At 39.3% G+C, this 19,191-nt stretch carries 20 protein-coding genes, 1 pseudogene and 1 riboswitch; of the genes and pseudogenes, 15 read left to right on the top strand and 6 right to left on the bottom strand.

Translation table 11 applies throughout. The features are described from left to right. Window positions 1-18: 18 nt before the first annotated feature. Window positions 19-672 (bottom strand): SDR family oxidoreductase, encoded by a 654-nt coding sequence (locus tag J2S77_RS07015; protein WP_306975932.1) that lies wholly within the window; start codon window positions 670-672, stop codon window positions 19-21. A 169-nt stretch (window positions 673-841) separates the two neighbouring features. Here J2S77_RS07015 and J2S77_RS07010 point away from each other — a divergent pair, with 169 nt between their 5' ends. Together J2S77_RS07010 and J2S77_RS07005 are read left to right on the top strand one after the other, a co-directional pair. After that, complete coding sequence (locus J2S77_RS07010) at window positions 842-2,065, top strand: dicarboxylate/amino acid:cation symporter (RefSeq protein WP_306975930.1); 1,224 nt, start codon at window positions 842-844, stop codon at window positions 2,063-2,065. Between the two features lie 102 nt (window positions 2,066-2,167). After that, complete coding sequence (locus J2S77_RS07005) at window positions 2,168-2,569, top strand: nucleotidyltransferase substrate binding protein (RefSeq protein ID WP_306975927.1); 402 nt, start codon at window positions 2,168-2,170, stop codon at window positions 2,567-2,569. 35 nt (window positions 2,570-2,604) lie between these two features. Here the strand turns inward: J2S77_RS07005 and J2S77_RS07000 are convergent, their stop codons facing one another. After that, the gene (locus J2S77_RS07000; RefSeq protein WP_306975926.1) at window positions 2,605-3,093 is read right to left on the bottom strand and encodes a DUF1189 family protein; all 489 of its coding nucleotides are present in this window, start codon (window positions 3,091-3,093) and stop codon (window positions 2,605-2,607) included. Between the two features lie 40 nt (window positions 3,094-3,133). Continuing rightward, the gene (locus J2S77_RS06995) at window positions 3,134-3,388 is read right to left on the bottom strand and encodes a YuzB family protein (protein ID WP_306975925.1); all 255 of its coding nucleotides are present in this window, start codon (window positions 3,386-3,388) and stop codon (window positions 3,134-3,136) included. Between the two features lie 177 nt (window positions 3,389-3,565). Between J2S77_RS06995 and J2S77_RS06990 the strand changes: the two genes are divergently transcribed. The 5 genes from J2S77_RS06990 (at window position 3,566) to J2S77_RS06970 (ending at window position 6,723) form a co-directional block, all read left to right on the top strand. Further along, entirely contained in the window at window positions 3,566-4,273 is a 708-nt protein-coding gene (locus J2S77_RS06990) for an EAL domain-containing protein (protein ID WP_306975923.1), read from the top strand. A 118-nt stretch (window positions 4,274-4,391) separates the two neighbouring features. Further along, on the top strand, window positions 4,392-5,021 hold the full coding sequence (locus J2S77_RS06985; RefSeq protein WP_306975921.1) for a hypothetical protein: 630 nt from the start codon (window positions 4,392-4,394) through the stop codon (window positions 5,019-5,021). Window positions 5,022-5,127: 106 nt separating this feature from the next. Then, window positions 5,128-5,370 (top strand): ferredoxin family protein, encoded by a 243-nt coding sequence (locus J2S77_RS06980; protein ID WP_306975920.1) that lies wholly within the window; start codon window positions 5,128-5,130, stop codon window positions 5,368-5,370. Window positions 5,371-5,479: 109 nt separating this feature from the next. Further along, window positions 5,480-5,803 (top strand): YrhK family protein, encoded by a 324-nt coding sequence (locus J2S77_RS06975; protein ID WP_306975918.1) that lies wholly within the window; start codon window positions 5,480-5,482, stop codon window positions 5,801-5,803. Between the two features lie 314 nt (window positions 5,804-6,117). Next, window positions 6,118-6,723, top strand: a complete 606-nt coding sequence (locus J2S77_RS06970; protein ID WP_306975917.1) for an alpha/beta hydrolase — start codon at window positions 6,118-6,120, stop codon at window positions 6,721-6,723. Between the two features lie 63 nt (window positions 6,724-6,786). Here J2S77_RS06970 and J2S77_RS06965 read toward each other — a convergent pair whose 3' ends face one another. Beyond that, window positions 6,787-7,827, bottom strand: coding sequence for a C45 family autoproteolytic acyltransferase/hydrolase (locus tag J2S77_RS06965; RefSeq protein WP_306975915.1), 1,041 nt, complete (start codon window positions 7,825-7,827; stop codon window positions 6,787-6,789). A 185-nt stretch (window positions 7,828-8,012) separates the two neighbouring features. Here J2S77_RS06965 and trhO point away from each other — a divergent pair, with 185 nt between their 5' ends. From trhO to J2S77_RS06935, 6 genes are all read left to right on the top strand, one after another. Then, window positions 8,013-8,987: an oxygen-dependent tRNA uridine(34) hydroxylase TrhO gene (trhO, locus tag J2S77_RS06960; RefSeq protein ID WP_306975912.1), complete on the top strand. Its 975-nt coding sequence runs from the start codon at window positions 8,013-8,015 to the stop codon at window positions 8,985-8,987. Between the two features lie 76 nt (window positions 8,988-9,063). Then, window positions 9,064-9,175: riboswitch (SAM riboswitch) on the top strand. Window positions 9,176-9,264: 89 nt separating this feature from the next. Continuing rightward, window positions 9,265-10,302 carry a homoserine O-acetyltransferase MetX gene (metX, locus tag J2S77_RS06955; RefSeq protein ID WP_306975911.1) on the top strand — a complete coding sequence of 346 codons (1,038 nt, stop codon included), beginning with the start codon at window positions 9,265-9,267 and terminating at the stop codon, window positions 10,300-10,302. A gap of 12 nt (window positions 10,303-10,314) precedes the next feature. After that, window positions 10,315-11,634: an O-acetylhomoserine aminocarboxypropyltransferase/cysteine synthase family protein gene (locus J2S77_RS06950; RefSeq protein ID WP_306975909.1), complete on the top strand. Its 1,320-nt coding sequence runs from the start codon at window positions 10,315-10,317 to the stop codon at window positions 11,632-11,634. Between the two features lie 12 nt (window positions 11,635-11,646). Next, on the top strand, window positions 11,647-12,621 hold the full coding sequence (locus J2S77_RS06945) for a homoserine dehydrogenase (RefSeq protein ID WP_306975907.1): 975 nt from the start codon (window positions 11,647-11,649) through the stop codon (window positions 12,619-12,621). 89 nt (window positions 12,622-12,710) lie between these two features. Next, window positions 12,711-13,844: a radical SAM/CxCxxxxC motif protein YfkAB gene (yfkAB, locus tag J2S77_RS06940; protein ID WP_306975905.1), complete on the top strand. Its 1,134-nt coding sequence runs from the start codon at window positions 12,711-12,713 to the stop codon at window positions 13,842-13,844. A 156-nt stretch (window positions 13,845-14,000) separates the two neighbouring features. Then, on the top strand, window positions 14,001-15,149 hold the full coding sequence (locus J2S77_RS06935) for a dicarboxylate/amino acid:cation symporter (protein WP_306975903.1): 1,149 nt from the start codon (window positions 14,001-14,003) through the stop codon (window positions 15,147-15,149). A 51-nt stretch (window positions 15,150-15,200) separates the two neighbouring features. Here J2S77_RS06935 and J2S77_RS06930 read toward each other — a convergent pair whose 3' ends face one another. Together J2S77_RS06930 and J2S77_RS06925 are read right to left on the bottom strand one after the other, a co-directional pair. Then, window positions 15,201-15,590 (bottom strand): ectoine synthase, encoded by a 390-nt coding sequence (locus tag J2S77_RS06930; RefSeq protein ID WP_306975901.1) that lies wholly within the window; start codon window positions 15,588-15,590, stop codon window positions 15,201-15,203. 346 nt (window positions 15,591-15,936) lie between these two features. Beyond that, window positions 15,937-17,403, bottom strand: a pseudogene (locus J2S77_RS06925) (catalase); the annotation flags it as partial. A gap of 109 nt (window positions 17,404-17,512) precedes the next feature. On the opposite strand from J2S77_RS06925, the gene J2S77_RS06920 reads away from it, so the two are divergent. Continuing rightward, a complete protein-coding gene (locus J2S77_RS06920; protein ID WP_306975896.1) occupies window positions 17,513-18,004 on the top strand; it encodes a cation:proton antiporter regulatory subunit in 492 nt (163 codons plus the stop codon). A gap of 6 nt (window positions 18,005-18,010) precedes the next feature. Next, the gene (locus tag J2S77_RS06915) at window positions 18,011-19,165 is read left to right on the top strand and encodes a cation:proton antiporter (protein ID WP_306975895.1); all 1,155 of its coding nucleotides are present in this window, start codon (window positions 18,011-18,013) and stop codon (window positions 19,163-19,165) included. Window positions 19,166-19,191: the final 26 nt, after the last annotated feature.

Below are 19,191 nucleotides of genomic sequence, written 5' to 3'. Positions count from 1 at the left end.
GCGATCGCTATGTTAGTTCTAATTTAGGGATTGGATGGCTTGATCAACTTCTTGGTCGCCTTGGACAACTTGGAATTCTTGACCAATTGTACTGTCATGAACCAGGCTGGATAAAATCACACGCGCAATATCTTCGCGTGCCACTTGATCGGGTTTAGTTTGTTCAGCCAGGCTTACTTTGCCAGTTCCTTCGTCATTGGTTAAACGTCCAGGATGAATAATTGTATAATCCAAGCCTGAATCGCGCAGCCAAACATCTGCGTAATGTTTCGCTGCGACATAAGGCGAGAATGACTCGGGCGCTTCTTGAATCGCTTCACGGGATGTGTCGAATGAGCTAATCATGACAAAACGTTTGACGCCCGCTGCTTTCGTCGCTTCAATTGTTTTTACGGCACCATCTAAATCAATCATAATTGTCTTATCTTTCCCGGTATGTGGTCCAGAACCAGCTGTGAAAACGACAGCGTCGACATCATTTGCTGCTTTTTGGATTGTTTCAATGTCATCCTCTAAATCAACAAGAGCAACTTCTGCTCCTAAATCTTCAAAATAGCTTGCTTGTTCTTGTTTGCGAATCATGGCTTTTGCTTGCAGGCCATCATGATCTTGAATGAATTGCACTAAATGCTTTCCGATTTGACCGTTTGCTCCGACAACTAATACTTTCATTTGTCTCATCCTTTCTTCATTCAATCTATGTCTAACGTAACCAAATATATAAGTGAAAGTCTATTATTATGCTTAATGATTTGGATGTTTGACAAATCAAACATGGTCACATAATATGTTTTAAGTAATAATTCTTATAGGAATACTTAGGATTTTGGAGGTGTGTTTAATGAAATCAATGTTAAAAGCTTATTGGAATGGGTCGCTTATTGTGAAGATATCAGTAGCATTAATATTGGGTGTTTTAGTGGGGCTCGTTTTCGGTGAAAGCGTTGTTCCTTATTTGAATCCATTTGGTGAACTGCTGATTCGCCTGTTGAAATTCTTAATTTTACCGCTTATTTTGTTTACACTTATTGTTGGTGTCAATCAGACGAATATTCGTGATTTGGGAAGAATGGGTGGTAAAGTATTAGGTTATTACACCGTGACTTCTGCTGTTGCTATTATAGTTGGTGTCTCAATTGCGTTATTATTAGCGCCTGGTGAAGGGATGTCATTAGATCCAAATGAAAGTTATGATTCACCTGAGCATCCTGGTATCGCAAGTGTACTACTCAATATAGTGCCAGAAAATATTGTGACAGCGTTTAATGATCTAAATTTACTTGGTATTATTTTTACAGCTATTACATTTGGAGTCGCCTTGGCGTACATGCGACAGTCAGATGCTTTGAAGCAACAAGGAGAAATGCTTTATCAAGTGATTGAAGCGTTGAATGAAGCGACATTTAAAATTATGCGTGTGATTCTTCAGTATTTACCAATTGGTGTCTTTGCAATTATCGCGACAACTGTTGCTGAACATGGGATCGATACATTAACATCGTTAGGTGAATTTATCTTAGTATTATACTTAGCTTTAATTGTGCAATTAATACTATATTTAGTCTTTATTAAATTGACAGGTCATTCACCATGGGAATTCTTAAAAGGTGCGCGAACCCCGATGATTACGGCCTTTGTCACTCAAAGTAGTTCAGGGACGTTACCTGTAACATTAAATGCTGCTCGTCAGATGCAACTACATCAACCTTTATATAGTTTTAGTTTACCGTTTGGTGCCACTGTTAATATGGATGGTGCGGCGATTCGAATTGCTGTATCAGCGGTGTTCGCTGCTACGGTAATTGGCGAACCATTGTCGATCGCTGAAGTGCTAACCATTGTTATTATTGGAACATTGGCATCTATTGGAACAGCTGGTGTGCCAGGTGCAGGAATTGTTATGATCGCAACAGTTTTTGCGCAATTAGGTTTACCAATGGAAGCAGTCGCATTATTGACAGCAGTCGATGCATTAGTTGGTATGGGCTGTACAGCACTTAATGTGACAGGTGATTTAGTTGGTACGAAAATTATTAATCGAAGTGAAGAGAAAAACCAAAATTGATGGCAATCATATAGACAAACCTCCTAACACTGTTAGGAGGTTTGTTTTGTATGCGCTGCTCTTTTACAATAGAATGAGACTAACTATGAATGGAGTATAACAATGGAATCAAGTAAATCACTACGCTGGAAGCAACGATTTGAAACGTTCGAACAAAGTTTTATTAAGCTCGCACCCTTCAATGAAGAGATCTTTGAAAATGAATTGGAAGAAGCGGGTTTTATTCATTTCTTCGAAGTCGCGTGGGAGCATGGTATAAATACAATCATTGATTATTTGGATGCTCAGGAAATATCTGTGGATTCTCATCGACAAGCGATTAAAGAAGCGAAGGAATTTCCGTTTATTAAAGATGATAAAGTCTGGTTGAAAGCCTTAAACAGAAAAAATCTCACGCTATATATTCATACGGATAAAGTTCGTCATGAATTAATTGAGGATATTCAAACGTATTATATCGAAGAGCTCAATCATTTTTATCATACATTGAAACAGGAATTGTAAATAAATAAAAACGCCTCATTGTGATCATGAGACGTTTAGGCGGACTTTCGCTTTGGGAAAGTCGTGATCATTTTATATAACAAAATATATAGCAGACCTAAAGGAATAAGCATGAAAAGCCAATGTGACCATTCCATTATTCGCATGATGACAACGATTAATATAGGCAGTGTCAAAGCATACCCCGTCATTTTCCACAATTGATGATAGGCGAGTTTCCGTTTTGTCATCGTTCGAATCATATAAGCAATACCCGCTAGCGCGGAAACGCCTGCTACCGTTAAGAACATGATGATAAACGGAAGTAGTACGATCAATTGCGTAATAAACAGATCTAATGAAGTTCCAGCTTCTTCGTTTAAATAGTGGTACGTAATCCGAATAGTATCTGGTAAACACAGAGTGGTCATTAATAGTAAGAGATAGACCATTGTGTCGCGCATGGTTTCACGATTTAATGCAAATAAAGCTTGCTTTTTAGGTAGTTTGAGACTATTTCGTAAAATTCTTACCATCGTCATCATGCGTCATTCCTTTTTGGTTCTAATCATCTATTTAATCGGATTAAAGTTCATCATTAAATGCAGCTAGTTCTTCATCGATTATTTTTCTTATTTTATCTATGCATTGCTCTGGCGTCTTACCGAAGACACGTCGATTATTAACGAGGGCAAATGGACGCATAGCGCACATGCCACAGTTATTAAGGCAACTGTTTTCCAATACCGCAACATCTGGGTATTCGGATTCAATGATGCCTTCTAAATCAACTTCGGTCATCAAGTTGCCGTCGCAAATTTCTACGACTACGATGCCCATTGTTCATCCTCCTAACACAATTAATAGGGCCAACCAATATTATATCGTCTTTCGGCATTTATACCAAAGGAAATACTTGATGGACTTTGTTTAAACCAGAATATCTTTTATTGCGTGGCTACTCATTTTAGTATTTAATAGTGTTATCAGGTTAATGAGCTAAAGGAGCGTATTGACATGTCAGTAGATGTGGTTCGTCAATTAATTGATTATCAAGCTTTTTATCACCGGTTCCAGCCGATATTGAATTTAAATAGTCAAACGATTGTTGGTTACGAAGCATTATTACGATCGGAGTGGATTGATGCACCTGATGAATTTTTTCGGTCGATACAAGATCGAGAGACATTACTTAAACTAGATAAACTATCGGTCAGCCATGCTGTTAAACAATTTAATGAAAGCGACGTGTCTTCAGGGGTGTTATGTATTAATGTGTTACCATCAACGGTTTCAACAGTAGACTTCCCATCCTTCTTGTCTGGTCTCGTTAACGATTATCACATGGCTCCTGATCAAGTCATTGTGGAGTTGGTTGAGCTTGAAGCGATTAAAAATCTTGATTCACTAAAAGAATCCGTCCAACAACTAAAAGATTATGGTTTCCTATTGTCGATTGATGATGTTGGCAAAGGGTCGTCTTCTTTTCGATTGATGATTGAATTGGAGCCGGATATTATCAAAATGGATCGTTATTTCACCTCAGAATTGGCTTATTCAACACTTAAACAAAAAATGATCGAGTCTTTAATCGGTTATTGTAAAGAAACCAATACACAATTTATTCTTGAAGGTATTGAATCAGCTAGTCACTTGGATGTAGCGCGCCAATTAGGTGTTGAACAAGGTCAAGGCTTCTATTTGGCAGAGCCCTTTTTACTCTAATTGTTGTGAAAGAATGTCGAAAAATTTCGTAACACGTAACTTTTTGATTGACAGCGATTTCATAGATATTTAGACTAGTATTTGTCAGAAAAATAAAACAAGTACCAGGAGGGGTTTCATGAAACGTTTAGTCATGTTCCTGTTTGTTACGATGCTAGTATTAGCGGCGTGTAATGGTGGGGATGATGAGTCATCAGAAGATCAAGAAAACAACCAAGAAGGAAACGAAGAAGTAGAGAATGAAGAAGGTTCTGATGGAGAGAGCAGTTCTGAGGATAGTGAAGACAGTAGCTCAGAAGATGGTTCACCTGAAGAACAAGCTTTAAATGTGATGCGTGATTATAGTGCTGTTATGGAAGAGTCATATGAAGCTAGTGCAGAAGCGGACTTTGAATCAGTTGATGAGTTTGCTCAACACTTAGTTGATGAAGCACCAATTACAGAAGAACAAGCTAACGAAGTTGCGAGTGAAGCACTTGAAGGTGAAGAAGGAAGCTTAACATGGGCTGAAAAGGACTATACATTCTTGTTTGATGAAGAGCTTGCTTCAACAGTCGATTCTTTAGAGTTAATGGAAGATAATCTACAGGTTAGCATGACAATTGATGAAGGCGAAGAATATCGCGGTAACTACGTTTACAATGTTGTCAATGTCGACGGCGAATGGAAATATGACAACTTCCAATTCGGTTATCTACAAGGTGAGCATCCTGATGATCAAACTGAAGAAGATAGTGAAGAAGAATAACTCAATCTCGATAAGGCCTTGGCTTATAAGCCGAGGCTTTATTTTTATTTGTTTGAAGATAAGATTGTTTAAGGTAAAATAGAAGGGACAGAAGGAGGTAATTCATATGGCGTTTGTCATTACAAGCCCTTGTCAAAACGAAAAGGCAGCAGAATGTGTGGATGTCTGTCCTGTTGATTGTATAGAAGATGGAGGGGATCAATTTTACATAGATCCTGAAGTTTGTATTAACTGTGGAGCATGTGTATCAGTTTGTCCGGTTTCAGCAATTGTAGAGGATTTAGAAATGATGCCAGGTGATGAGGTTTATTTAGAAAAAGCAGAAGCCTATTTCAACAATAAATCATAGCACTTAAACCAAAAGAATGGCCGATTTTCGGTCATTTTTTTATGTTTTAAATAAAGATTTTAAGGATATAGTCATATGACAATGTCATATTTTGAGGGAGGTTGATGAGATGGCATTAAAACAAGAACAAGATTTAGCTGATGCTAATCAATTGTCTCGCGAAGCCTATATTGATGAACGAATGAGAAGTCATAATCGATTTTATAAAGATATTTATAATTTGTTGTATACCATAAATGATTTTACGATTGCTACATGGTTTTTAGTAGGGAGTGTGTTTTTCTATTTTGAACCATTAAAAGTGTGGGGAGTAACGCTGTTTGTCCTAGGCAGTTTTCAATTGATGATTAAACCGACGATCCGTTTAGTTCACGAGATTAAGGCCCGTCGTTATTATGGTGAAGAATATGATGAGTTAACAAACCAGTCCTAATATAAAAGCATCCCTAGATTTAGATCCAGGGATGCTGTCGTTTGTTGGGGGAATAAATGTAATACTTCATTATATAATGGCTATACTTTTGAAGACTTAAAGCATAGAAAGAATCCAACCGATTACGACGATTGCACCTATAACCATTAAAATTGTGCGTAACATATGATCACCACCTTAATGAGTTCTTAAAGTTACGCTTCCCCAATCAACAGAATAACAAACATAAGGCAATCATTTTGAAGTTAAGATAAATAAGTGGTAAGATTTTATTAGATTAACCAGTTATTATTGGTGGTTAAAGGAGTGACACGATGAAGCATATTTTTAAAGAAGGCGAAAGCCTAGATAGCCCTACATTATTATTGTTGCATGGAACAGGTGGCACGGAAGAAGATTTGTTACCACTTGTCGATTATATTGACCCAACAGCTAATGTGTTAAGTGTGAGAGGGAATGTATCAGAAAATGGCATGCCTCGTTATTTTAAACGATTAGCGGAAGGTGTGTTTGATGAAGAGGATTTGATTTTCCGCACGAAGGAACTGTATGAGTTTCTTGATCAAGCAGCTAAAGATTATGGATTTGACCGTCAGAATGTTATTGCGGTTGGCTATTCCAATGGTGCTAATATCGCAGGTAGTCTGCTATTCCATTATCAAGATTCACTGCGCGCAGCGAGTTTGCATCATCCAATGGTACCGAGACGAGGTATTGATTTACCAGATTTATCAGGTAAGGGTGTGTTTATAGCGGCTGGAACGAACGACCCGATTTGTCCAGCTCAAGAGTCTGAAGACTTGAAGGCTATTTTATCTGGTGCTGGAGCAGACGTTAAGCTTCATTGGGAGAGTCAAGGTCATCAGCTGAATTTAGGTGAAATTAAAGCTGCTCAGGACTGGTATCAACAATTGGATTAATTATAAATTAAGCCTCAAAAGGAAGATTCCTTTTGAGGCTTTTTACATGATTAAATCATGTGTTTAATCCATATGGGCAAACGGGAGCTCCGTCTCAACTTCTCCGTACATTTTATCTCGATTCAAATCCTCCCCATTTAACCAGTCGCCAAAGTTAAACCGTGTAGGTTCAGCATCACCACCAAGTGCAAACCAAACTTCACGTTCCTTGGGAAAGTAGGCAGAAGTATGAATAGTACCTGACCAGCTTTTATAGTTGTCTGCGAAAATACTACCACCTCGGTCATTCATTAATTGAAAGGCAACATCTGCACTCATATTTGGATAACGTTGATGATTGATGGCTTCTTCGCGCTCGTAGGAATCACCAAGGTAATGACGATTTTCATCGGTTAATTTTTCGAAATGGTTCGTACAAACATTAGCTGTACGAATGGCAACACCTCTTGGGCTTGCTTCTACGATATATGTCTCTCCATTTGGATCTAATAATATATAGCTAAATGCATTTCTATGAGGTAATGATTGTAATAACTGCTTCGCTTCTTCAACATTTCGGCATGTTTCTAAAATCATTCTTCCAATCATATAGCAGACAAAACCAGCTTCAGGCGTTTTGCGATGGGTGAAATTATAAGCCATCACAAGACCATGCTCATTCATGCCATCCATACGGCCGGTTAACCGTGAAGTTGGTCCAATCGTTGCATAACCACCATCATTAGGCTGGAATAAATTAAAACGCCCCTCATAAGTTTGAGGATGATAATCGTAATTACGAATCATATAGTCTTGTTCAGTTAAGATTGAGCAGCCACTTCGGTTAATTTCTACTCGATAGCCGCCAAAGTCACGTAATACTTCTTCTAGGGGCATTTCTAATCCATCGCGTAAACCTAACAATTCATCCCATATTTGTGGTGCGAATCTCATAAATTGTTCTTTTGTTTCATCGATATCAATCTGGAAACGTGGACGTCTTATTTTCCAATGCTTCAATCGATTATGTATGATTTTAGAATCTTTCAGAGCTTTTCCTTGTTCAAAACCAAAATGGTAATGACTACCTCTATATTGAACGATCTGACTTTCGATTGGTTTCATGGCTTCACCTCTTTCGGACTATCTCAATTACTTTATCATGGATCAATACAATTTTAAATGTGAACGCTTGATTAACCTTTTGGTGAATTGATTTGGTTGCTGATTTTCCTATGATATTATATAATACAGTGTTGGTAACTATAGATAAAATTAATTTGAAAATATATAAAAGCAAGGTGATCATAATGTCTAATAAGGATTACAGAGTATTGCTTTATTACAAATATGTTCCGATTGAGGATCCGGAAACATTTCGTGATGAGCACTTACAATTCTGCTTCGACCTTGGTTTAAAGGGTCGTATATTAGTTGCTGAGGAAGGTTTGAATGGAACTGTCTCAGGAACGGTTGAACAAACGAATCAATATATGGAAGGATTGCGTGCTGACCCACGCTTTGCGGACATCGAATTTAAGATTGATGAAGCGGATGATCACGCATTTAAGAAGATGCATGTTCGCCATCGCGATGAAATCGTGAATTTAAGCTTGGATGAAGAAGAAGACGTCTCACCAATGGAAGATACGGCTGAATTTCTTGATCCGAAAGAATTCCATGAAGAGATGCAACGTGATGATGCGATTATTCTAGATGCGCGTAACGATTATGAGTATGATGTAGGTCATTTTCGTGGCGCCATTCGCCCGAACATTCGCACTTTCCGCGAACTGCCTGATTGGATTAAGGAAAACAAAGACATGCTTGAAGGTAAACGTGTCTTAACGTATTGTACAGGTGGTATTCGTTGTGAGCGTTTTACAGGTTGGTTGAAAGAAGAAGGTATAGATGATGTCGGTCAGTTACATGGTGGAATCGTCACATACGGTAAAGACCCTGAAGTTCAAGGAGATCTTTGGGACGGCCAATGCTATGTGTTCGATGAGCGCATTACAGTACCGATTAATCAAGTTGAACACAATGTCGTGGGTCGTGATTATTTCACAGGTGAGCCATGTGAACGTTATATTAACTGCGCGAACCCGGATTGTAATGAACAGTTACTAGCTTCTGAAGAGAATGAACATTTCTATATGAGAAGTTGTTCACCTGAGTGCCGCGAGCACCCTCGCAATCGCTATATCGAGGAGCACGGTTTATCTGAAGAAGAAGTACAGGCGAAGTTAGCTAAGATTGAAGCTTCAAAAAAACAAGAAGTTTAATCTGGTTATTGACTTAAGAATAAGTAAGTGGTAAGATGCATATAATCTAATTAACAAAATTGTATAACAATTTCAACTCTTATCAAGAGTGGCTGAGGGACTGGCCCGACGACGCCCGGCAACCTTCGAACAATGGTTTGAAAGGTGCTAATTCCTGCGAAGCAAGTGATTGCTTTGGGAGATGAGAGAGACAAATGGATTCGTCTATTTACACCTCTCTATCTTTCAAAGGTAGGGAGGTTTTTTATGGTTTTGAAAGCGAAAGGATGACAGCAATATGAACAGAGTCACTGATCGTGTAGTGATTCCAAACGTGACGTTAGAGTCAGGGACGTTTCTTAAAGAAATTGAACTTGTTTATGAACGAGCTGGAACAAAAGGTGCCCCTATCATCCTTGTTTGCCATGCTTTAACAGGCAATCATATCACAGTAGGTACAGAAGATGACCCTGGATGGTGGCGAGGGTTAATCCATGAAGGAGGTTATGTTGATCTCGATCAATATGAGGTGATTACCTTTAATACATTAGGTGGATGTCACGGCTCTACAGGGCCACTATCGCTAAATCCAGAAACAGGTCGGACATATGGTGCTGACTTTCCGACTTTAACGGTTCGTGATTTAGTCGAGATTCAATTTTTAGCTTTGAAGAAGTTAGGCGTTCATCAACTTCATGCTGTGATGGGTGGTTCATTAGGAGGCATGCAAGTGCTTGAGTGGGCTGTGATGTATCCGTGGTTTATTAAAGCGATTATACCACTAGCTGTTACCACGCAGTTCAGTGACTATGCGATTGCCTTTAATCATATTTCGGCTCAAGCGATTCGCCAAGACCCTAATTGGAAGCAAGGAAAATTTCCGAAAGAAGGACTTGGTTTAGCACGTTCGATTGGCATGATTACCTATCGTTCCGCACCGCTATTTCAGTCGAGGTTTAACCGAGAACATGATGGTGACCAATATCAAGTCGCGCAATATTTGAACCATCAGGCGGAAAAAATTGCTGAGCGTTTTGATGCGAATAGTTACTTAGTGTTGTTAGAAGCGATGAATAGTCATGACCTTAGTCGAGGACGTGATGATTTAGAGCAAATCTTTTTTGATTGGCAAGTCCCTGTATATGCATTCGGTTTTCAACATGACTTGTTATATCCACCAGAAGAAATTAGACAGTTTATCCAAGAGCTTCAAGCATTTGATCAAGAAGCACATTATATACATGTTGATACAACGTTTGGTCATGATGGATTTTTAGTTGAATTTGATCATTGGGGACCAGAAGTTGAGAAGGTCCTTCAACAAATAGATAAATAAGGAGCGATTAATATGAGTAATCAAGAACAGTATCGAGTAGAAACAATTGGTATTCACGGTGGTTTAGAAGCAGATCCAGCAACGGGAGCACGCGCATTACCGATCTATCAAACGAACTCTTATCAGTTCAATCATACAGAACACGCGGCGAATTTATTTTCTTTACAAGAAGAAGGCTTTATCTATTCACGTATTGGCAATCCAACAGTGGGTGCATTTGAGGATCGTGTTGCCCAATTAGAAGGTGGGATTGGTGCCTTAGCTTTTTCCAGTGGTATGGCGTCGATTTCAGGTGCGATTTTTAACTTAGCTGAAGCGGGAGATGAGATTGTAGCAGCTTCTACTTTATACGGAGGCACATACAACTTATTCTCAACGACATTACCGAAACATGGTATTACCACACACTTTGTCGACCCGACTGAACCTGAGAATTTCCGCGAAGCAATTACGCCGAAAACAAAAGCAGTCTTTGCTGAAACGATTGGGAACCCTGGTTTACACGTACTAGATATAGAAAAAGTGGCAGAGATTGCACACGAAGCAGGTGTACCATTAATCGTTGATAATACGTTCCCGACACCTTATTTACTTCGTCCAATTGATTATGGAGCGGATCTCGTCGTACATTCAGCAACGAAATGGTTAGGTGGTAATGGTACGACGCTAGGTGGTGTATTAGTTGATGCTGGTAAGTTTGATTGGAATTCGCCGAAGTTCCCAGGCTTCACGGAACCTGATTCGAGTTACCACGGGATTGTGTATTCTGAAGCACTACCTGAGGCCGCATTTATTACGAAGGCGCGTGTTCAAGTTCTTCGTGATACTGGGGCGACATTAAGTCCGTATAATGCCTTCCAATTAGCACTAGGGCTTGAAACATTACATGTGCGGATGAAAGAACACGTTTCGAATGCTCATCGCATTGTCGAATACTTAGATCAACATCCAGCCGTCGATTGGGTGCTTTATCCAGAAAAAGATGATCACCCATCACGGTCATTAGCAGCTAAATATTTACCTAAAGGTGCAGGATCGATCGTGGTGTTTGGTATCAAAGGTGGAAAAGAAGCGGGTGCCTCTGTTATTGACAATGCTCAATTATGGTCGCATTTGGCCAATGTCGGTGATGCGAAAAGTTTAATTATTCATCCAGCGAGTACCACTCATCAACAGTTAAATGAAGAAGAACGCAAAGCATCGGGCGTAACCGAAGATTTAATTCGCTTATCTGTTGGGATCGAACATGTCGATGATTTAATTGCTGACTTAGAGCAAGCGATTGAAGCGGCGACAGGCAAAACATCACAGGAGAGTGAGGTTCATTCATAAAGGAGGCTTATTATGGAGCCGATTCGTGTTGCGATATTAGGGTTTGGAACAGTCGGTAAAGGAGTTTATGCTCATATTAAAGAAGAACAACAATCATTAGAACAAACGTTAAATCGCCCAGTCCAGGTGACGGCTGTACTCGTCAATGATGAATCGAAACATCGTGACGTAGCGAACCATGTCCTACTTACGACCAATATGGATGATGTGCTAGCTCAACAGATTGATATCGTAGTTGAGGCGATTACAGGGGTTGAGTCAGCTTATCAATACGTCACAGCGGCCATTGAACAAGGATGCCATGTCGTTACAGCCAATAAAGCTATGTATGCGGCAAGAGGGCAGAAGCTGCAAGAACTAGCTGAAGAGCGCAGGATTAATGTGAAGTACGATGCATCTGTAGCTGGTGGCATTCCGATTATTGATACACTTAACCAGATTCATCAACTTGAATCGGTTCATCGCATCGAGGCGATTTTAAATGGAACGTCCAATTATATCTTAACCGCGGTTGCAAAAGAGGGATTAACCTTTCATGAAGCATTAACTCAAGCGACACGACTCGGTTATGCAGAAGCGGATCCAAGCCATGATATTGATGGATTTGACGCCTTAAATAAAGCCTATATATTAGCTAATTTACTCCGAAAAGATTATCAGGAGATCACAGTCAATCGGCGAAAAGGCCTTGATCAATTGCAATTAGACGAAGTCCTGAATAAGCAAACTAATCAAGTATTAAAACCACTTGTAACGATTGATGCTACGTCAGAATCGGCAATTGAAATTGTGGTTGAGCCGACATGGGTTGAAGAAAACCACCCATTATCTTCAGTTGATGGCGTACAAAATGCGATTGTCATATCTAGTGATCGACTTGGATCCTTAAAATTAGAAGGAGCGGGGGCAGGTGAGAAACCAACTGCTCATGCAATTGTGCAGGATATTGTCAAAACGGTGAAAGAAGATAATCGCATCTTAGTCTAGTGTTAAACAGCTTGGGAATTCGTCCGTTAGTAACCTATTCGTTATGTTAGAATGGTGATAGATTATGACGTTTAGAAAGGACGAAACTTATGCAAATGAGTAATCAACACCAAGAGTTATCACCTAGCTATGATCCTTGGGAAGCGTATATGGACGTTGACGAACACGGAGAACTCGTGCTCTCTAATATTGAATTCACGACAACGCATTTATGTAATATGCGTTGTCGTCATTGTGCGGTTGGAGATACGTTAATGAACCGCGACCCTGACCCACTACCGATTGATGTACTTTTAAAACGATTAGATGAAGTGCCACATTTACGGACTTTGAGTATTACGGGTGGCGAACCGATGTTATCGAAAAAGTCCGTTGAACAATACGTCGTTCCGTTATTGCGTTATGCCCATGAACGTGGAGTTCGTACGCAAATTAATTCTAATTTAACACTTCCTTACGAACGATATGAAGCCATTGTTCCTTATTTAGATGTCCTACATATTTCGCATAATTGGGGCACCGTTGATGAGTTTGCGGAAACTGGTTTTGCTCTAATGGAACGGAAACCTTCATTTGATAGTCGTGCGATGTTTTTCGATCGGTTAGTTGATAATAGTCAGAGACTTTCCGCTGAAGGTGTCATGGTCTCAGCCGAAACCATGTTAAATGGCCGAACGTACCCACATTTACAAGAGATTCACGAACATGTCTTACAAATGGGGTGTGCTCGTCACGAGATTCACCCGATGTATCCAGTCGATTTCGCGAAAGATTTAGAGACATTGTCACTTGATGAGATGAAACACGGGATTCGTCATTTACTAGATATTCGTGATGAAGATGTCTGGATGCTTTTCGGGACACTGCCGTTTTATCCATGTAGCCAATCAAATGATGACTTAGAATTACTGCAACGCCTAGATGAAGCGAAAAATGTTACAGTCCGTAATGATCCTGATGGGCGCTCACGATTAAATGTGAATATCTTTTCTGGTGAAGTAACGGTGACGGACTTTGGAGATGAACCGAGTCTTGGTAATATTCAACATACGCCTTTAGTTAAAAGTTTCGATCAGTGGATGGCATCCAACTTAGCTCAGTCGTTGAATTGCCATTGTCCAATGGCGAAATGTTTAGGTCCGAATGTGTTAGTCAAAGATACGTATTACCCAAATGTTGATTTCCAAAAACGACAGACTAAAATTTCTCTACAAAATCGATAGTATTTGATAAAGAGCGGATGGTAAGAACCATTCGCTTTTTATTTTTTTGAAAATAATCTCATTATTCCGATTATTTGAAATAGCATTGTGATTTTGATTTTAAAACGGTATGATATCTCTTAATACTTTTTAGCAAGAAGGGAGTCGACCAATCAAATGAAACTCATATTAAAATTATTAACAGGTATTATTCTCGGTACAATTATTGGATTAATAGGGATTGAGTGGTTAACGCGTTCCCTTGTGACAATCAGTGACCTATTCGGACAGTTTATTGAATTCATGATTCCGCTCATTATTTTATTTTTTATTGCTTCAGGGGTATCTCATTTAGGTCAGAATTCTGGCAAATTAGTCGGGCTAACTTTGGGGACGGCTTACACATCAACCATTTTAGCTGGGACGGCAGCTTTTTTTGTTGCGACAATTATTATGCCATTCGTAGCAAGTGATGGTACGGCCCCAGAGGAAGGGAGTGCACCTGAAAGTTTTCTTGATTTAACGATTGATCCGTTAATGGGGGTCATAACAGCATTAGTTTTAGCATTTACGTTTGGTATTGCTATGGCGAAGCTTAAAAGTGAGGCCTTAATTAAGGTCTTTGATGAAGGTAAGACGGTCGTTGAATTTGTGATTATGCGTGTTATTATCCCTATTTTACCGTTTTTCATCGCAGGGATATTTACAGAAATGGCCGCAGAAGGCACAGTCTTTGACACATTATCTGTGTTTGGTGTTGTGCTAGTGGTTGCGATCGTCATGCATTGGATATGGTTAACCATTCAATATACAGTTGCAGGTTTTTATACTGGACAAAATCCATTCAAGTTACTCAAAACAATGCTACCAGCTTATTTCACTGGACTTGGTACGATGAGTAGTGCTGCTACAATTCCAGTGACGTTAAAGCAAGCAAAACAAAATAATGTGAAAGAAGATGTGGCAGATTTTACAGTACCTTTAAGTGCTAACATTCATTTATCGGGTAGTATGATTACGATTGTGAGTTGTACGGTTGCCGTTATGTCCGTCATGGATGGTTTTAGTACGCCTGGATTATTTGATATTTTACCAGTTATTGTAACACTTGGTGTAATCATGATTGCAGCACCTGGTGTTCCTGGTGGTGCTATTATGGCAGCGATCGGTATTTTAGGTTCGATGCTCGGTTTTACAGAATCCGCTATTGCGCTCATGATTGCATTGTATATGGCTCAAGATAGCTTTGGTACAGCGACGAATATAACAGGTGATGGCGCGATTGCACTGTTAGTCGATCAATTCACAAGTAAGATGAAAGGTTAAAAAAGTGCTAGATTGCTCAAGCTTAGCAATCTAGCACTTTTTAATTTCTTATTAATCTTCATCAACTGGATAAACGCCGTTCTCGTCATGCACTTCCTTACCTGAAAGTGGCGGGTTAAAGACGCAAACAACGCGCATATCTTCTTTTCCACCGCGCAGGAGGTGCTCATCATGCTCGTCTAACGAATAAACCGTACCTGGTGTGATTTTGTAGACCTTGTTATCTTTTAGTGTTTCGACCTCACCATCGCCTTCGATGCAGTAGACTGCTTCTAAATGGTTTTGATACCAAATATGTGTCTCTGTTCCGGCTTTAATCACCGTGTCATGTAGAGAAAAACCCATGCCATCTTTCTTTAATAACAGGCGACGACTGTCCCAGTTTTCCCCTCTAACGTCGTTTTCTGTTCCAATAATGTCTTGTAATTTAACTGTTTTCATAATGTAAGAATCCCCTTCCTGTTTATCTTTTTCATTATGATATAAAAAACAATATACGATTATTATTTTCTCATTTGAGTGATTGCTTTGAAAAACACCATACAAATATAAAAATTATAATTATCAGATATTTACTGGTATTTTCCTGAGCTTAACTCAATCATTTATAAAATAGCGCTTATTTGGTTACGTATACTCATGTTTAGTCTAAATTCAATTCTTAAGAAACAAAAAACTTCTAACACCATAGGAGGTATTAGAAGTTTGTAATAACTTAATAAGGGTCTGAAGGGTGACCAATTTCATCTGAATTTAATTTAGGATCAGGAGTTGCATTTGGATCATTTAAGCCCTGAGCCACACGTTTTCCGTACTCTGAATCAGCTTTAGTTAAGTTTTCGATCATATGATTTTGAATGGTTTCATGACATTGTGATAAAGCATTAACCAAGTTATTGATTAATTCATTCTGTTCCCATTCATTCATGCGGCGGTAAGTTTCACCTGCTTGACCGAAATGATTTTGCCGTTCGATAGGATCGCGCACGATATGGCCTTCCACATAAGGTTCATGTTCCTCACCAGGATTCTCGGCTTCAAGGTATCCATCTAGCGCTGAAGGTTCGTAGTTAATATGTGGACTTTTGTCCTCAGCGTAATCTGTGCGGTAATCCATTTGACCACCGTTTTGATTCGTACGAATCCCTTTTATTGGGCTGTTAATCGGTAACTGTAAGTAGTTTGGGCCGACACGATAACGTTGTGTATCGGAATAAGAATAGGTTCTACCTTGTAATAGTTTGTCGTCTGAAAAGTCGAGGCCATCGACGAGAACGCCTGTACCAAATGCAGACTGTTCCACTTCAGCGTGATAATTTTTCGGATTGTCATTTAACACCATTTTACCGACTTTATGCCATGGGAATTGGTCACGATACCACAATTTAGTCGGGTCGAGAGGGTCGAAATCGAGCTCTGGATGCTCACCTTCTTCCATGATTTGAACATATAATTCCCATTCTGGATAATTTCCTTCTTCAATGGCGTTATATAAATCTTCTGTGGCATGATTAAAGTTTTCGCCTTGGATCTGGTTCGCTTCTGTTTGTGTTAAATTCTTAATGCCTTGAACAGGTTCCCAGTGATATTTAACCAAGACAGCTTTTCCTTCAGCATTTACCCATCTGTAAGCATGGACACCTGATCCCTGCATATAACGATAATTCGCAGGAATACCCCAAGGTGAAAACAGGAACGTGATCATATGGGTTGCCTCAGGTGATTGACTGACGAAATCCATAATTCGCTCAGGGTCTTGTATATTGGTGACAGGATCGGGTTGAAAGGCGTGAACAAAGTCAGGAAACTTGATGGGATCTCGGATAAAAAAGATTTTTAGATTATTGCCGACTAAATCCCAGTTACCATCTTCCGTATAAAATTTCACAGCAAAACCACGGGGATCTCGTAGTGTTTCAGGAGAATGCTTACCATGGTTAACGGTGGAAAATCGGACAAAGACAGGTGTTTGTTTACCTTTTTCAAATACTTTAGCCCGAGTGTATTTTGATAGAGGTTCACCATCTAACTCACCATAAGATTCAAAGTAGCCATAAGCACCAGCACCACGTGCATGAACAATACGTTCAGGGATTTTCTCACGATCAAAGTGACTGATTTTCTCAAGAAAATCATAGTTTTCAAGTACCATCGGACCACGTTTACCAACGGTTCGAGCGTTTTGGTTATCCGTGACAGGATGACCTTGTTGGTTCGTCAACGTTTCTTTTTGATGATGCTTTTTCATATTCATAGCCTCCTTACTAATCACGTCATTAGTATGAACAATTGCTTAAAACTTATTAGCAAATGGGAAAAATTCTATATATAATAGGGATAAGAAGAAATAGAGGAGGCGCTTTATGCAATTTCATGAAACAGAATTACCAGGTGTCGGTAAGAAAATCACCTTTAAAAATAGTGAAGGAATCTATACTGTTATGATTTTACATCATAGTGGAAAACGAGAATTTTATTATTTAGAGGATGATGACGATGATGAACCTTTATTTTCGACAACTTTTACTTCAGAGGAAACTAAAGAGTTGGCGATCAAATTGCTTGGAAGTCGTGAGGAAACGCCTGAAGAAGACTCTTATGATCAAATGAGCCTCGTTCGGAAAAAGGCACTGGTTAATTGGGTGGATATAAAACAAGGTTCTTGCATGATTGAACGGTCAGTTGGCAGTGCGCAAAACTTGAGTGAAAACGAAGTGTCGATCGTGGCTGTTTTCCGTGAAGATGAACTGTTGTCCAAACCTGCTGATGATGTAGTGATTCATGAAGGTGATACTTTAATGGTACTTGGCCGGAAAAAAGCGGTCGAAGATTTTGAAAAGACCTGTAAGGAATAACAGCTCATGGACTTACCAGAGATGTTATCAGCAGGGTTACTGTTATTATTACTATTTGTGGTCGGGTATATCTCGCTTAAAATTAAAGTTCCCAATGTCATCACGTTCTTATTCGTTGGACTGGTGATTGGGGGCTTGATTGAGGATTCGCATATATTAAGTTTTGCTGGAGAAGTAGGCATTATTTTATTGTTCTTTATGTTAGGTATGGAATTTCCTTTAAAACAGTTAAGTCAAGTAGCTAAAAAGGTGTTTAAAGCAGGTATTCTTGATGTCATACTCAGTTTCGGTGTGGCTATGGGCATTGCTTTGATGTTCGGTGTCGACTGGATTACGGCGATGCTGATCGGTGGTGTGGCTTATGCGACTAGTTCCTCAATCACCGCAAAATTACTAGAGGGTAGTAAGAGAATGGCGAACAAAGAGTCTGAATTTATGTTAGGCTTGTTAATCTTTGAGGATATAGTTGCGCCTGTTTTAGTCGCGATTTTAGTAGGATTAACAGCTGGTTCAGCGATTACTGCGGGTTCTATTAGTTTGATTTTGTTACAAGTATTACTTCTTATGGCGGGAGCCGTTCTCCTATCATTATGGGTGATGCCGAAGTTTCGTCCGTTTGTTGATCGTTATATGAACGAAGACTTTTTTGTACTGTTTGTCATAGGCTTAGCCTTAACATACGGTGGTTTAGCGTTATATTTAGATCTTTCTGAAGTGTTGGGCGCTTTCTTGGCTGGAATTGTATTAGCCGAGTTAAAACGGACAGAAGAAATGGAGCATTTAGTTATAAACTTTCGTGACTTATTATTACCTTTGTTCTTTGTTTATTTCGGTACGAATATTGAATTAACAGAAGGGATTCCAATGGTTCCGCTGTTATTGGTCCTATTGGTTTGGTCAATTATTGCTAAGTTAGCAGTAGGTTATTGGGGCGGACAATCGTATGGGATGTCAAAACGTGTTTCTTTAAGAGCCGGGTTATCCTTTACACAGCGCGGTGAATTTTCTATTATTATCGCTGCTTTAGCATCACAAGAGATCATGGCATTTAGTAGTGTGTTTATCTTAATGTCAGCTTTAATTGGTGTCGTATTATTTCAAAACGCACCGAAAATGGCGAATCGAGTTTTCCCTAAAAAACCAAAAGCACAGTCGACATAATATAATAAAGTCGAAGTAGCGCGCTA

Source organism: Alkalibacillus salilacus (assembly GCF_030812915.1).
Taxonomy (GTDB): Bacteria; Bacillota; Bacilli; order Bacillales; family Alkalibacillaceae; genus Alkalibacillus; species Alkalibacillus salilacus.
This window is presented reverse-complemented; position numbering and strand designations above follow the sequence as displayed.

Excerpts from the sequence above, each read along its gene's own strand:
- J2S77_RS06970 (WP_306975917.1), top strand. The coding sequence starts at position 6,118 with ATGAAGCATATTTTTAAAGAAGGCGAAAGCCTAGATAGCCCTACATTA.
- J2S77_RS06975 (WP_306975918.1), top strand. The coding sequence starts at position 5,480 with ATGGCATTAAAACAAGAACAAGATTTAGCTGATGCTAATCAATTGTCT.
- J2S77_RS06985 (WP_306975921.1), top strand. The coding sequence starts at position 4,392 with ATGAAACGTTTAGTCATGTTCCTGTTTGTTACGATGCTAGTATTAGCG.
- trhO (WP_306975912.1), top strand. The coding sequence starts at position 8,013 with ATGTCTAATAAGGATTACAGAGTATTGCTTTATTACAAATATGTTCCG.
- metX (WP_306975911.1), top strand. The coding sequence starts at position 9,265 with ATGAACAGAGTCACTGATCGTGTAGTGATTCCAAACGTGACGTTAGAG.
- J2S77_RS06930 (WP_306975901.1), bottom strand. The coding sequence starts at position 15,590 with ATGAAAACAGTTAAATTACAAGACATTATTGGAACAGAAAACGACGTT.
- J2S77_RS06990 (WP_306975923.1), top strand. The coding sequence starts at position 3,566 with ATGTCAGTAGATGTGGTTCGTCAATTAATTGATTATCAAGCTTTTTAT.
- J2S77_RS07000 (WP_306975926.1), bottom strand. The coding sequence starts at position 3,093 with ATGATGACGATGGTAAGAATTTTACGAAATAGTCTCAAACTACCTAAA.
- J2S77_RS07005 (WP_306975927.1), top strand. The coding sequence starts at position 2,168 with ATGGAATCAAGTAAATCACTACGCTGGAAGCAACGATTTGAAACGTTC.
- J2S77_RS06965 (WP_306975915.1), bottom strand. The coding sequence starts at position 7,827 with ATGAAACCAATCGAAAGTCAGATCGTTCAATATAGAGGTAGTCATTAC.
- J2S77_RS06920 (WP_306975896.1), top strand. The coding sequence starts at position 17,513 with ATGCAATTTCATGAAACAGAATTACCAGGTGTCGGTAAGAAAATCACC.
- J2S77_RS07015 (WP_306975932.1), bottom strand. The coding sequence starts at position 672 with ATGAAAGTATTAGTTGTCGGAGCAAACGGTCAAATCGGAAAGCATTTA.
- yfkAB (WP_306975905.1), top strand. The coding sequence starts at position 12,711 with ATGCAAATGAGTAATCAACACCAAGAGTTATCACCTAGCTATGATCCT.
- J2S77_RS06950 (WP_306975909.1), top strand. The coding sequence starts at position 10,315 with ATGAGTAATCAAGAACAGTATCGAGTAGAAACAATTGGTATTCACGGT.
- J2S77_RS06935 (WP_306975903.1), top strand. The coding sequence starts at position 14,001 with ATGAAACTCATATTAAAATTATTAACAGGTATTATTCTCGGTACAATT.
- J2S77_RS06995 (WP_306975925.1), bottom strand. The coding sequence starts at position 3,388 with ATGGGCATCGTAGTCGTAGAAATTTGCGACGGCAACTTGATGACCGAA.
- J2S77_RS06945 (WP_306975907.1), top strand. The coding sequence starts at position 11,647 with ATGGAGCCGATTCGTGTTGCGATATTAGGGTTTGGAACAGTCGGTAAA.
- J2S77_RS07010 (WP_306975930.1), top strand. The coding sequence starts at position 842 with ATGAAATCAATGTTAAAAGCTTATTGGAATGGGTCGCTTATTGTGAAG.
- J2S77_RS06915 (WP_306975895.1), top strand. The coding sequence starts at position 18,011 with ATGGACTTACCAGAGATGTTATCAGCAGGGTTACTGTTATTATTACTA.
- J2S77_RS06980 (WP_306975920.1), top strand. The coding sequence starts at position 5,128 with ATGGCGTTTGTCATTACAAGCCCTTGTCAAAACGAAAAGGCAGCAGAA.